Consider the following 14209-nt stretch of genomic DNA (forward strand, 5'->3'; position numbering starts at 1 on the left):
AGAAAATGAAAAGCAGAAGAATCAGCCTGAAGATTGCGGCCATAGTCGGTACAGTTGAAATAATTGCAATGACGGCCCTTTTTCTCATCATCAATCTCGGTCTCACAAAAGTTCTGGAAGACAAGGCCATGAGCGACATGAAAATCATTGCCCGGGACAGAGCTCAACTGGTCGAGTCATACGTTATTGGCTGCTGCGATTTTCTGACGGGTTACAGCCGCTCCCCCATAATCCGGGAAGGCTTCACCAAAAAAAACGATCCACTTGCCCGCCGGAAGGTTCACGAAGTCACCATGGCATACGCTTCAGGCCACGGCGACACGGAAGGCCTTTACATAGCCGAATGGGACACCTTCGTTCTGGACCACACAAATCCAAAGTCAGTAAACATCAGGTTCCGTGACAGGGAAAGCGCAAAAGTTCTGGAGAAAACAATAAAAGCAAAGGGAAAGGCCTTCTGCACCGGAATCGTCATGGCTCCGGTCACAAAAAAGATGGTAATTCCTGTCTACGCGCCGGTTTATGACGAAGACAGAAATGCAATCGGCTTTGCAGGCGGTGCCTTTTATACCGACGCCCTTGAAAAAACGCTGGCTCCCCTTTCAGACAAGGCCATAGGCTATTCCCTGATAAATGCCAATACGAACGAATATATTTTCAATGAAGATTCCCAGCTTGTCGGTCAGAAATGCAGCGACCAGAATCTGCTTGAAGCCCTGGAGACTTTCAAATCCGAAGATAATGATGCAAAAACCGTAAGCTACCGCTCAGCAAAATCAGTAACATCATGCTACTTTATGGAAGATAAAAACTGGGTCTTCGTTGTTGAGGATTCAAACGAAAATGTCTTTGGAATTGTCCGCTCAGTCAGGACCATTCTGGCTGCAATCTGCATTTTTATCACCCTGATTATTCTGCTCATCTTCGGTTCCAGCGTAGAATTCACGATGAGGCCGATTCGAGTCATCAACAGGCAGATTGAAAACTTTAAGGCCGGGGATTACTCTCACTCAGACCTGCTCAATAAATATCTGACCCGCGACGACGAATTTGGTTCAATCGCAAATGCGGTTAAGGAACTTCACGGAGTCCTCGAAAACCAGTATCAGCTTTTCTTCGAGCTGCTTGAAGCCCAGACGGTCGGAACTCTCGTAACGGACCTTGAAGACAACAATATAGTCCTGGTCAATAAAATGGCCCTCAAACTCTGGGGAATTCCTCTGGAAAAGAAGGGCACCCTCACCATGGATGAAATTAAAAGCCGCTTTGACAGGGAAGAAACCGAAAAAATCGCCAACGTCAGGGCTCTGGCAAAGATGTCAAAAGAAGAAATCATCTACGAAACTTCCCTGGTTCATGACGACGGCAAAAAAGTTCATCTTTTAAGCCATGCAAAGTCCGCCCACCTCTCAAACGGCGAGACTGTAATCATTTTCTCCTTCATCGACATTTCGGCTCAGAAAAAACTTGAGGCAAATCTTGTAGTCCTTTCAGAAACTGATTCGCTCACGCAAATCTGCAACAGGCGCAGCGGCGAATACAAGGTCAAAAAAGCCGTCATCGAAGGAAAGTACGGCATGTTCTGTCTTTTCGACGCCAACAAATTCAAATCGATTAACGACGGATTCGGTCACAGCGCGGGCGACAAAGTCCTCATTGAAATTGCAAAATGCATGAAAAAGACTTTCCGCGATTCAGACATTTTAATCAGGCTGGGCGGCGACGAATTCGTAGTCTTTGCCCCTGGAATCGAAAATCAGACAGTCGGCAAAATGGTTCTCGACCGCTTCATGAAAAACATCAAAAACATAAAGATTCCGGAACTTGGCGACCACAAGATTTCAATCAGCCTGGGTGCGGTCTTGATTTCAGATAACGAAGAATTCTCCCAGATGTACAGCAAGGCCGACTCCCTCATGTACGAATGCAAGCAGCAGGGCGGCAACGCATACAAATTTTACTAGCGGATTTTCAAGCTTCTTAAATATTCTTTCTGTTCAGGAGAAATTCTGTAGCTTTCAATTGATTTTTGTATTGCCTTGTTGTGAGCCCATACATCAAGTTTTTTCTGCTCTATGAATGGAAGGGCAGCCTGGTACTGCTTGGCAAGGGCCGTGGCAAAATACCAGGCAAGCATCATGTTCACATAATATTCCTGAGAGCGGATTGAAGCGACTTTTTCAAGATAGTCAGGATTAAAATCCTCGTCCAGAAAATGCTGCATGAGCATGCCGACTGCAAAACGGATTGTGTAAGTTTCGCCTGATTCAAGCCATTTTTCGATGTATGGAAGAAGTTTTTCGTGATTTTTTTTGAAGACCTTGGGCGAAAGCTGGTCGCAGGTCGCCCAGTTGTTTATAAAGGGAAGGAAATTTTCAAGGAGAGCCAGGCAGGCCTCAAAATCTTTTTGCTCGCTGATTAAAAAGGCATGGAGCTGATTTTCGTCAAAATACTTGTGAGGCAGGGAAGAAAGAAAATCGCTCAGGCCCTCCCCGCCCTCTTTGTAAAGTTCTTTTGCAAAAGAACGGAGAAGCGGAGTGCGCACCCCGATTACAGAATCCAAAGCTATATTCGGAATCAGCTTGGCCTGAAAATCGCGGTAGGCAATATCCTGAAGACTAAAAAGATGCGGGGTAATTTCAGCCTTTGTCATACTCTCTCCTTTGGCCTAATCCCTTGCGGGCTGCACTTTACAAAATGTAGCGGCTCAAATCCTGGTCTTTTACGACGCCGGTGAGTTTTTCATCGACATATTTTGAGTCTACATTAACGGTCTCACCTTCGTGCTCGTCGGCATCAAAGCTGATTTCTTCGAGAACCTTTTCCATGATTGTGTGCAGACGTCGGGCACCGATATTTTCGCTTCGGGCATTAAGTTCCTCGGCAATCTCACTCATGCGGTCAATTGCATCCTCAGTGAAGACGATGTTGACTCCCTCGGTTGCAAGAAGGGCCGTGTACTGCTTGGTAAGGGCGTTCTTTGGCTCAGTAAGGATCCGCTTGAAGTCGGTTTTTGAAAGGGATTCAAGCTCGACTCTGAGTGGGAAGCGTCCCTGAAGCTCAGGAATCAAGTCGCTGGGAGCTGCAAGACTGAATGCACCTGCCGCAACAAAAAGTATGTGGGTTGTATCTACAACGCCAAACTTCGTGTTGACCTTTGAACCTTCGACAATCGGAAGAATATCGCGCTGAACGCCTTCCCGGCTTACATTTGAGCCGTGGCCCTCGCCGTTTTTTGTGGCGATTTTATCAATCTCATCAATGAAGATGATTCCGCTCTGCTCTACCCGCTCTTTTGCCTTGTCAGCGACTTTATCTGAATCAATCATTGAGTCCAGGACTTCTTCCGTGAGGATTTTTCGAGCTTCGCGGACAGTAACAGTCTTCTGCTTGTGATTTTTTCCAGAAAGCATATTCTGGATTTCCATCATGCCGCTCTGAATGTCGTCCATTGAGCCGCCCGCAATGATTTCCATGCTCGGCATAGAACGCTGTCGTTTGACAGTGACTTCAACTTCGCGATCTTCAAGCTTGCCCTCGCGGAGCATGGTGCGGAATTTCTCGCGGGTTGAATTATCAAGGGGCTTTTCAGCTGCCTTTTTTTCGTCCTCAGCCTGCTGTGCGGCAAGGCGCGAGTTCTGCTCTTCCATGAACTTCTGGGCTTCTTCCGGAGTGCCGGAGAATGGAATAATCTCAAACGGTGAAGCAGACTTTTCTTCGGATTTTTCTTCCTTTTTTCCGGTTCCAGGAAGGAGAAGGTCAAGCAGCCTCTCCTCAACCTTTGGACCGCAAGACTCCCGCATTGAGTCCTCGACTTCTTTTTTGACGTTATTGAAGCCAACTGCCATCAAGTCTCGGACCATTGACTCAACATCGCGGCCGACATATCCGACCTCAGTGTATTTTGTTGCCTCAACTTTGATAAAAGGCGCGTTCACGAGCTTGGCAAGACGGCGGGCAATTTCTGTTTTACCAACACCAGTCGGTCCTATCATAAGGATATTTTTGGGCGCAACTTCATCACGAATATCTTCTGACAAATGAATTCGGCGGATTCGGTTACGAAGAGCAACGGCAACGGCCTTCTTAGCCTTGTCCTGCCCGATAATGTAAGAATCAAGTTTTTCAACAATCTGTTTCGGTGTAAGTCCTTCGATAGACATATTAAAGTTCCTCGACTGTGATGTTATTGTTTGTATAAATACAAATGTTGCCGGCGATTTTTAAGCTTCGCTCGGCGATTTCGCGGGCAGACAAGTCGCTTGAATCAAGATATGCAAGTGCTGCAGAATAGGCATAATTTCCGCCAGAACCAATTGCAAGGACGTCGTTCTCTGGCTCGATTACGTTTCCGTCACCTGAAATCAAAAGAATCTTTGATGAGTCTGCAACGATAAGCATGGCCTCAAGCTTCTGATACATCTTGTTCGTGCGCCACATTTTTGCAAGTTCAACAGCACTTCTTGTCAAATCTCCGTTGAATTCCTTGATTTTTTCTTCGAATTTATCAAGCAATGTAAAGGCATCGGCAACGCTTCCCGCAAATCCAGTGAGAATCTTGCCGTTATAAATCTTTCTGACCTTTCTGGCATTTCCTTTGCAGACGGTGTTTCCCAAAGTGACCTGACCGTCGCCCGCCATAGCAACCTTACCGTTTCGTTTTACAGCGATTACGGTGGTGCTCCTGATTTCAATCTTTTCCATATTATAAAGATAAAGGAAATAAAGAAAGTCGGCAAGTAATTAATTAGTAATTGCAAAAAGTCTCGCTAAACCCGGAACAAATCGATTTCGTTTCCGATTTTTGAGATTGAATCGTTCATTACGCCGGAGATTTCAGAGAGAGCCGCACCAGTCTCATTGATTTTCCTTGCACCAATTCCCATCTCGCCGACACTATCCTTAATCTTGAGCGTGGCGTTCTGGAGTTTCTGGACTTCGTGAAGAATCTGCTTGTTGCCCTCGGACATCTCAGCGGAAGCCGTGCGGACTTCGGAAGTGCTGTCGTTCATCGCATGAAGGGCATCGCCAATCTGCTGACTTCCGGCCTGCTGCTCCTGCATTGCGGCACGAATCTGGCGCACAAGCTGGTCAGTGTCCTTGATTTTGTCGGCCACGGACTGGAAAGCCGTGCTTGAATCAACAGAAGCCGAAACGACATCAGAAATTGAAGCACGGATTTTTCCAAGCTGAATACCGATTGTCTTTGACTGCTCGCTTGAATTCTCGGAGAGCTTTCGGATTTCATCGGCGACAACAGAGAAGCCTTTGCCCGCCTCACCTGCATGAGCCGCCTCGATTGCCGCATTCATAGCAAGAAGGTTCGTCTGCTCAGCGATTGCTGAAATGACGGTGTTAGCGTCCTGAAGCATCTCGCTCTGTGTCTTAATCTGCTCGATTTTGTTGTTTACATCCTCTTGCTTTGCGGAACCGGTCTGTGCGTTGACTTCAAGTTCCTCGAAGGAGCCTGCCATTTTCTCGACAGTCTGATTTACACTCGAAATGTTTCCAATCATTTCTTCAACGGCTGCGGAAGCCTGTGAGACCTGAGAAACCTGATTCTCAATCATGCGCTCCAAAGAAGCAATGTTTGAAGCAATCTCATTGATTGCACCAGCCGTCTCATCCACGCTACCTGATTGATTCACAATCTGCTTGTTTACACCCTCGATATTGGCAAGAATTTCCGTGATTGAAGCCGCCGTATCCTGACTGACCGCGCTCATATTCGAACCTGCATTCTGCAAATTCGATTTTGAATTCTTTACCTGAGAAATAATTGAATGAAGTTTTGCTACGAACACATTGAAGCCAGAAACAACATCGCCGACCTCATCTTTTGAATTTACTTCAAGCCGCTGTGTTAAGTCAGCATTGCCAGTTGAAATTTCAGTAATCGCGCTCTTAAGGCGACGAAGAGGCCTGATTGAAAGCCTGATTACAAACGCAACGACAGAAAGAGAAATAACTGTCAAAACGATAAACGCAATGACAATTAGAGTCATCAAAGAATCAAGTCGCTCCTGAAAATCAGAGAAAGGAACAGAACAAGCCGCAATCCAGCTGGTATCTGGAATACGCTCAAAAACCGACATCCATTTTTTGCCATTGTCTACATAAATATCACTTCCAGTCTCGCCTGAAAGCATGAGAGTAAGGTGATCGCCAAGTGAAGTGCCCTGATTCTGCTTCTCAATCGCACCGACATCCTCAACACCGACCTTCCAATGGTCTTCGTTCGCAAGGGTAATTTTTGTAGCAGCACTGATTACATAAGGCTTACGATTCTTTGACATCGGATGAGCCATACACAGATTGCTCAGCTTGAAACCATCAACTACACAGTACAAAACATTGATTACTCGGCCTGAATAATCCTTTACAGGATAAGAATATGTCATCGTAACCGCGTTTGTTTTTTCGTCTACGGAAGGGTCAGTAATAACAAGACTGCCGTTTTTTGCACCTGTAAAATATTCCTCGCTCGCCGCAGAGAAAAACTCCCCGGAAGATTTATCCACCCCCTGCCCATTCATATCAAGGACAGAGACATCAATATAATCCTTGTCCAAAGATGTGACGGCACGAGCAATTCTGGCCTTTTCAGCAAGACTTACATCAGGATTCCGCATGTTGACATCTGCTGCAAGAGTCTGGAGCATACGAACATCACGTTCATTGTTAAGTCGCATTTCTTTTGCAACGGCATTGACGGAATGGAGCAAATCCTCATACATCATTTGTTGAAGGGATTTTGAAGAATTTAGACTGACAACAATACCAATAATAAGGTTTGAAATGACAGTGCCAACAAATACAGTAAGAATAATTTTAAAGCTCAAGCTTTTTCGTGGACTTTTCACACAAGCCTCCTTCAGAATATTATAACACGACTTTGAAATAAAATTAAGATTTTTTTATGATTTATTTTTTTTCGAGGAAGCTAAACAGATACATAAATCTAGCGAGAGATTATTTTGCGTGAGGATGCGCCTTGTTATACATAGCAATCATCTGTTCTGTGCTGATGTGAGTGTATCTTTGGGTGGTGGAAATGCTTGAATGACCGAGAAGTTCCTGAACCAGGCGCACGTCAGCTCCGTTAGTAATCATCGCAGTTGCAAAAGTATGTCGGAATGCGTGCGGAGAGATATGGTGCTTTGTACCCTCGCTTCCAGAATATCGCGTGATAATCAATCTGATTCCACCTGTGGTGAGAGGGCCGCCCCGCTGATTCACAAAAATATGCCGTTCTTTGTCAGTTTCCCCAAAGCGATTTTTTCTGTCCTCAAGATAAGCTTTTAAGGCTTTCTGGGCATCTTCTTCAAAATAAACTCGCCTGTCCTTGCTACCTTTACCAGTTACAATCGCCGAAGAAAAATCTCCGTTAAAATCATCAAGCGTAAGTGAAGCAATCTCAGAGACACGGCAGCCAGAAGAATAAAGCATCTCAAAAAGAGCCTTGTCGCGTTTTTCCCATAAAAGCTCATTCACTTCAGGCTCGTGGCAAAGCTTATCAACCTCTGCTCCGGTCATAAAGCGGGGAAGTTTTTTGGGATTTTTGACGGTCTTAAGTTCAAAGGCGACATTGACCTTCAAATGGCCGAATTTCCGGCAATAGGCAAACAGATTCCGAACTGAAGAAATAAAGCGGTTAATCGAAGCCGCAGAACGCTTTTTTTTGGAAAGAAAACCGACGCACTGCTTTAAGTCCTCAAGCTCGATTGAATCAAGCTGGCGGGCCGGTCCGATAAAAGGCATAGCCGCAAACTGATCCAGGTCGTTTTTGAAGGCCGTCACCGTGTTGACCGAAAGAGTGCGGACGGATTCGATATAGGAAAGATATTCAGAAATCGCTTCGGAAACTGTCATGTCCTGTTTTTAGTCTTCCCTTATATCAGCAGGCATTTCTGCCGGCTCTTCATCTGCCGTATGGAGATAATCGCAGTCAGGGTTGATACATGACTTGTAGCTGCCGTTCTTTTTGTCGTATTTTTCGACCAGGAACCAGCCGCACTTAGGACAATACTGATTATCGAGAGGCTTGAAGTGAGAGATGAAGTCGCACTTTGGATAGTTTGTACAGCCGTAGAATTCTTTGCCGCGGCCCTTTGTCTTTCTTGCTACGATTTCGCCGTCACAGCCCTCTTTTGGACATTTTGCAAGAGGAATTGACTTGGTGTTGTGGCACTCTGGGAAGCCTGAGCAGGCAAGGAAGTAGCCGAAACGGCCGAGTTTTTTGACCATAGGCTTGCCGCACTTGTCACAGACCTTTTCCGTAGGCTCGTCCAAAAATCCCTTTACGCTGTCAACGCTAGTTTCAACTTCATCGCAGCGTTTTTTGAAAGGACCGTAGAAGTCGCGGATCATGTTGTTCCAGACAATCTTGTCGTTTTCAACTTCATCGAGAGTATTTTCGACTTCGGCAGTAAAATGCTCGTTGATTACATCCGGGAATGCTTCGACAAGGATTTTGCAGATCATCTTGCCAAGAATTGTAGGCATGAGCTGCTTGTTGTTGCGGGTAACGTAATAGCGGTCGAGAAGAACCGAAATGATTGGCGCATATGTTGAAGGACGGCCGATTCCCTTTTCTTCGAGGGTGCGGACGATTGAAGCGTCTGAATAGCGGGCGGGGCCCTGAGTAAAGTGCTGCTCCGGATAGAATGAGTGGCTTGACTCCAAGACCTCGTCTTTTTTGAGGGATGGAAGATTGCCTGTAACTTCCTCTTTTGCAGAAAGAAGCTTGATGACTGAATAGAAGCCCTTTTCTACCAGTTTGCTTGCAGAAACGCGGAAAAGAGCGTCTCCGGCAAGGATTTCAACAGAAGTCGTAGCCGTTTTGGCGTTTGTCATCTGACATGAAACAAAGCGCTCCCAGACGATTGTGTAGAGGCGGAGCTGGTCGCGGGTAAGATAGTCTTTTACATAGTCAGGAGTGTATTTTGAATATGTCGGACGTATACATTCATGTGCGTCCTGGGCGCTCTTTCCCACAGCGTAATGAATGGGCTCTTCGGGCAGATTCTGAGGATATTCCTTTCCAATCCATTCGCGAACCTCGTCCAGAGCAGTCTGGGAAATTCGGACAGAGTCTGTTCGCATGTAGGTGATGAGACCGACACGGTTTGCTCCCATCTGAATGCCTTCGTAAAGCTGCTGGGCAATCTGCATGGTCTTTCGGGAAGTGAATCCCAGACGGTTTGCCGCCGCCTGCTGCATTTTTGAAGTGGTGAAAGGTGGCTTTGGTCGGACAGTCTTTTCTGTAACTTTTACGTCGCTGACCTTGCACTCGGAATTTTTGATTTCCTCGATGATTTCGTTTACGGCTTTTTCTGATTTGAGCTCGGGATTTTCACCCTTGTATTTTGCAAGCTGGGCCGTGAATTTTGTCTTTCCCTTCTGGAAATCGGCTTCCAAAGTCCAGTATTCTTCCGGGATAAAGTCTTCAACTTCCTTTTCGCGCTCACAGATGAGGCGGAGGGCTACAGACTGAACGCGGCCTGCACTCAAGCCGTTCTTTACCTTTTCCCACAAAATCGGGCTGAGGTTGTAGCCTACCAGACGGTCAAGGACACGGCGGGCTTTCTGGGCGTTTACCTTGCTTTCAACAATGTCGCCAGGGTGCTTTACTGCCTCTTTGATTGCGACAGGAGTGATTTCGTTGAATACGATTCGCTTGATGTCGGCGTTTGTTTTATCTTTGAGAGCATTGTTCAAATGCCATGCGATTGCTTCTCCTTCACGGTCGTTATCGGAAGCCAGCAGGACATGGCTTGATTTTTTTGCATCTTTTTGAAGTTCTTTAAGGAGTTTTGCCCGGCCGCGCACGGTAATATATTCGGGCTGAAAATCATTCTCAATATTGACAGCCAGGCGGGATTTGGGCAAATCAATCAAGTGACCCATTGAGGCTTTTACAGTGTAACCAGGTCCAAGATATTTTTCGATTGTTGTTGCTTTTGCAGGGGACTCCACGATTACAAGCGTAGTTTCTTTTGGTTCTTTCGTTGACTTTTCTTTAGCCTTTGTCATAATTCAAAACTTCCTATTTGAACTTTTACAATTTTCTTCTATTATAAATATGAAGTTTGATTTATTGCAATAGGCTTTAAAATATTTTCAGCCATTAAAGCCATAAGTTTTTTTTGAATTCCTCATAATCACAGATAATTTTTGCCCCGTCCGAAACAAAGGCCTCTGGCGAAGAAGCCTGACTTGCCCCAATTTTGCCCGGAATTTCCCGAGTAAAACATTCCTGATGGAAAAAGACTTCCCGGTTATAGCCCAAGGCCAGGTCTGCCGTAATCATTGCCCCGCTGCCTGCCTGGGCCTGAACGACAAGAGTTGCAGGAGAAAGAGCCGCCACAATCCGGTTACGCTGAACATAGCGGAACTGAACCGAAGGAGTGAGCGGTAAATATTCTGACAGGATAAGCCCGCCTTTTTCAAGAATTTTTGAAGCAAGGCGGATATGGGAATGGGGCGTGATGATGTCAATTCCGCTCGGAAGGACAGCGCAGGTGGCTGAATTATTGGAAAGAAGGGCTCCCTTGTGGGAAGCGGCGTCAATTCCAAAGGCAAGGCCGCTGATTACACAAAATCCGTCGTCACAGGCAGCCTTTGAAAAGTCCGTAGCCGCTTTTAGAGCCTGGGGAAAAGCCCGGCGGGTTCCTACAACCGAAACACAGGGGCGATTTAAAATCTCAAGATTTCCCCGGTAAAAAAGCATAAAGGGCGGATCCTTCATTTCACGCAGCATGGCAGGATAATCAGAATCGAGGCAGCAGCAGCTTTTTATCCCCTGAATTTCCATGATTTTTCTGGAAACCTTCACTTTTTTCAGGCATTCAGCTGCATCCCACCTGGCACGGGGAAAGACTCTTTTTACGGCAAGGGAAATTGACGTGATTGAGAGGGAAAGCAGCCTGTCAGCAAAAGATTTTTCATCAGCAAAAGGATTTCCATGATCGTCAGTCAAAAGAAAATTATGGAAAATGATTTTTTCGCGGACAGTCAAAAAAGACGCGTCTGAAACAATCAGACGCGCCAAAAGCTCAATATTATGGGAGGTTTGAGTTTTTGATGTTATTTCCATACTAGGAAAGATAATTATTTTGAGTAAGAAGCGTCAAGAACAATTTTTTTGTTTGAGAGGGCTTCCTGCTTTTTCTGCTCGGATTTTGTCTGACTGGCAATTTTGTCGTAGAGGCTGGCAGATTTGTCGTACTGGCCCTGCATGTAATAGGCCCGGGCAAGGACGAACATCGCATCAAAATTGCGGGTGTCAAAAGAAAGGAGCCTTTCAAGATAAGGAATTGCCTTTTCGCTCTGGTCAAGTTCGAAAACGTAGAGGATTCCAAGTCCGTAGAGGGCTCGTCCGTATTTTGGCTCAAGCTCAACTGCCCTCAGATAAGCGCTTTCGGAAAGCTTAAGGTAATTGTATTTTTCTGTGGTAGAAGAAGCTCCAGTCGCACCGTAATCAAGGCTGGCCTTTGCCATGTAGCCTGCACACAAGCCCACATAATAGAAAAGGTTCTGGTTGGTTGGATAAATCTGAATCGCCTTCTGGAAATTCTGCAGGGCCTGACCGTACTGCTTGGCATCAAGATAGCGGACGGCAAGCATTTTGTACCAGATTCCGACCTGTGAGTCTGCAAGCTGATTGTCAGCGACACGCTGCTGATATTTTGCGATTGCTTCCTTTAACTCTGCTTCTGTCGTTGGGGAAGAAACGCCCTCCTCCATCTTCTGCATACGGATAATAGCCTTGTTGGACTTTGTACATCCGCAGAGAGTGAAAACAGTAAAAGCAACTGCAAGAAATGATTTATATCTTTTTTTCATATTTTCCTCCGTTTTGGAGTTTAATTTTTATGCCCCGGGAAGAATTCCTTGTGTCCTTCCCGAAGCTGTTTGTCATCCACATGGGTGTAGATTGTTGTCGTTGCCAAATCCGAATGTCCCAAAAGTTCCTGAACGCTCCTCAAATCCATTCCACCTGCAAGAAGATGGGTGGCAAATGAATGTCTGAGGGTGTGAACCTTTGCCTGGACTCCGGCCTTTACCTCAAGGGCCTTGAAATTCTTCCAGATTCCCTTGCGGCTCATTGGCTCGCCCCTGTAATTAACAAAGACTTCCGAAACAATTTTTGAACCGACCAGAAGGGGACGAACTTCCATAAGATACTGCTCAAGTTTTTCTTTTGCAGAGATTCCGAAGGGAACCATCCTCTCCTTGTCACCCTTTCCCCGAACTATAAGAAGCCTTTCTTTTAAGTGAAGGTTTGACACTTGCAGAGTCGCCGCCTCACTGATTCGAAGACCGCATGAATAAATCAGTTCGAATAAAGCCCGGTCGCGTATACCAAGAGCCTGTGTGGTGTCGATTGCATCAAGAATTGAATCAACCTGCTCCACCGAAAGGACTTTTGGAAGAGCCCGGCTTGCCTTGGGACGCTCCAGAAGCATCGCGTGGTTTTCCGGCCACATTTTCTGACGAAGCAGATATGAGCCCAAAGCACGCAGGCCTGAAATATCCTTTGCAATCGTAAGCTCGTCGCACTTTTGCTCAGTACGCCGCCAGATAAGATAGGAAATAAGGACCTGGGGATTAACGGCCGCCAGTTTTATTTCCTCTTTTTGAAGCCAGTTCAGAAAAATCTTTGCGCACTCTTCGTAAGTCGATGCTGAATTTTCTGAAAGGCGTTCAACTGAGACCATATCGCTATGAAATCTTAAGAGCAAGCCTTCGATTGTCATTGCGACCCCGGATTATTTTTTACCGATTGAAATTCCGCGTGAAAGGCCTTCAAGATTTCGGCGCCAGATTGCAGGCTGCTCATAGTCATCTCCGCCTGAAAATCCAGCCGGTGGTGTAAGAGAACTTGCAGAAGACTGAGACTGAGGCTTAGAAGCGCGGGTAAAGTCAGACATGAAGTCCTTTTTTTCTGCAGGCTTTTCTTCGCTCATAATTGAAGCTGATGAAGAAGCTGCCGAGTGATTTTTGTCATCTTCGTAAATCTGGTCATTTCCGAAAATTCCGGTCATAAAATCATTCTTTTTTGTTTCCTGAACCGGAGCTGCTGTTTCAACAGGAGTTTTTCGTGAACCGATTTTAACGAAATTGTCGATTGAGATTGTGTCAGAATTAATCTGCTCCTCAACCTTCTGAATCTCCGGAGTTTTTTCTGCCGCAGATGATTTGTTGAAGCCTGTTGCTATTACAGTTACGCTGATTTTGTCTTCCATTGACTCATCGAGAACCTGGCCCCAGAGGACAACTGCATCAGGATTTGCGCGCTCAGTTATGATCTGGGCGATTTCGTTACATTCAGCGATTCCGACGTCGTTGTTACCGCAGATGTTGATGAGGACATTCTTGGCTCCGTCGATATTTGTGTCAACCAGAAGACGGTTGTTGATTGCGTTGTGGGCAGCATCGACAGCACGGTTATCACCTTCGCCGACACCGATTCCAAGGATTGCATCTCCCTGGCCCTTCATTACAGACTCAACGTCACGGAAGTCGCGGTTAACGAGACCTGGTTTTGTGATGATGTCAGAAATACCCTGAACGCCCTGGCGCAAAATGTCATTGATGAGGGTAAATGCCATTGGAACTGAAAGACGTTTTTCTGCATCCTTGAGGATAAGCTCGTTTGGAATTGCGATAAGTGAGTCAACTTCTTCACGAAGCTTGCGGACACCCTCTTCTGCATGAGCCATTCGAACCTTTCCTTCGAATTTGAAAGGAGTTGTTACGACTGCAACTGTAAGGGCACCCAAATCGCGGGCAATTTTAGCTACGACCGGGGCAGAACCTGTTCCTGTTCCACCTCCCATTCCGGCCGTGATGAATACCATATCAGAATCTTTGAGGAGTTCCTTAATCTGTTCCTGCTGTTCCTTAGCCGACTCTTCACCGACCTCAGGCTTTCCGCCCGCACCAAGTCCGCCGGCAAGTTTCTGACCAATCTGTATTTTGTACTGTGCTTTATTCTGGCTGAGAGCCTGCAAGTCTGTGTTCATGGCGATGAATTCTACGCCGCCAACTCCGCTCTCAATCATTGTGTTTACGGCATTTCCACCGCAACCGCCGCAGCCTACGACCTTAATTTTTGTCGGGCTAGCCGTGTTTAAAGCCGGAGAATCTGTTCCCGCAGCCTTTACTACTTCGTATTCAAAACTCATGTTGTCCTCCCACCTAC

At 46.1% G+C, this 14209-nt stretch carries 11 protein-coding genes; 1 reads left to right on the forward strand and 10 read right to left on the reverse strand.

All coding sequences use genetic code 11. The features are described 5' to 3' along the window. The first annotated feature begins 5 nt into the window (after positions 1–5). Complete coding sequence (locus HNP76_RS04275; protein ID WP_184657832.1) at positions 6–1964, forward strand: diguanylate cyclase domain-containing protein; 1959 nt, start codon at positions 6–8, stop codon at positions 1962–1964. Here the strand turns inward: HNP76_RS04275 and HNP76_RS04280 are convergent. The 10 genes from HNP76_RS04280 to ftsZ form a co-directional block, all read right to left on the reverse strand. Next, complete coding sequence (locus tag HNP76_RS04280; protein ID WP_184657833.1) at positions 1961–2653, reverse strand: DNA alkylation repair protein; 693 nt, start codon at positions 2651–2653, stop codon at positions 1961–1963. The genes HNP76_RS04275 and HNP76_RS04280 overlap by 4 nt on opposite strands. A gap of 37 nt (positions 2654–2690) precedes the next feature. Then, on the reverse strand, positions 2691–4163 hold the full coding sequence (gene hslU / locus HNP76_RS04285) for an ATP-dependent protease ATPase subunit HslU (protein ID WP_184657835.1): 1473 nt from the start codon (positions 4161–4163) through the stop codon (positions 2691–2693). A 1-nt stretch (position 4164) separates the two neighbouring features. Further along, positions 4165–4704 (reverse strand): ATP-dependent protease subunit HslV, encoded by a 540-nt coding sequence (hslV, locus tag HNP76_RS04290; RefSeq protein WP_184657837.1) that lies wholly within the window; start codon positions 4702–4704, stop codon positions 4165–4167. 65 nt (positions 4705–4769) lie between these two features. After that, positions 4770–6863, reverse strand: coding sequence for a methyl-accepting chemotaxis protein (locus tag HNP76_RS04295; RefSeq protein WP_246462709.1), 2094 nt, complete (start codon positions 6861–6863; stop codon positions 4770–4772). 109 nt (positions 6864–6972) lie between these two features. Further along, a complete protein-coding gene (locus HNP76_RS04300; RefSeq protein WP_184657839.1) occupies positions 6973–7872 on the reverse strand; it encodes a tyrosine-type recombinase/integrase in 900 nt (299 codons plus the stop codon). Positions 7873–7881: 9 nt separating this feature from the next. Beyond that, positions 7882–10035 (reverse strand): type I DNA topoisomerase, encoded by a 2154-nt coding sequence (gene topA / locus HNP76_RS04305; protein ID WP_184657841.1) that lies wholly within the window; start codon positions 10033–10035, stop codon positions 7882–7884. Positions 10036–10129: 94 nt separating this feature from the next. Further along, positions 10130–11098: a DNA-processing protein DprA gene (gene dprA, locus HNP76_RS04310; protein ID WP_184657843.1), complete on the reverse strand. Its 969-nt coding sequence runs from the start codon at positions 11096–11098 to the stop codon at positions 10130–10132. Positions 11099–11112: 14 nt separating this feature from the next. Further along, the gene (locus HNP76_RS04315) at positions 11113–11847 is read right to left on the reverse strand and encodes a tetratricopeptide repeat protein (protein WP_184657845.1); all 735 of its coding nucleotides are present in this window, start codon (positions 11845–11847) and stop codon (positions 11113–11115) included. Between the two features lie 20 nt (positions 11848–11867). Beyond that, entirely contained in the window at positions 11868–12761 is an 894-nt protein-coding gene (locus HNP76_RS04320) for a tyrosine recombinase (RefSeq protein ID WP_184657847.1), read from the reverse strand. Between the two features lie 12 nt (positions 12762–12773). Then, a complete protein-coding gene (gene ftsZ, locus HNP76_RS04325) occupies positions 12774–14192 on the reverse strand; it encodes a cell division protein FtsZ (protein WP_184657850.1) in 1419 nt (472 codons plus the stop codon). Positions 14193–14209 lie beyond the last annotated feature (17 nt).

The sequence above is a fragment of the Treponema ruminis genome (assembly GCF_014201975.1).
Lineage (GTDB): Bacteria > Spirochaetota > Spirochaetia > Treponematales > Treponemataceae > Treponema_D > Treponema_D ruminis.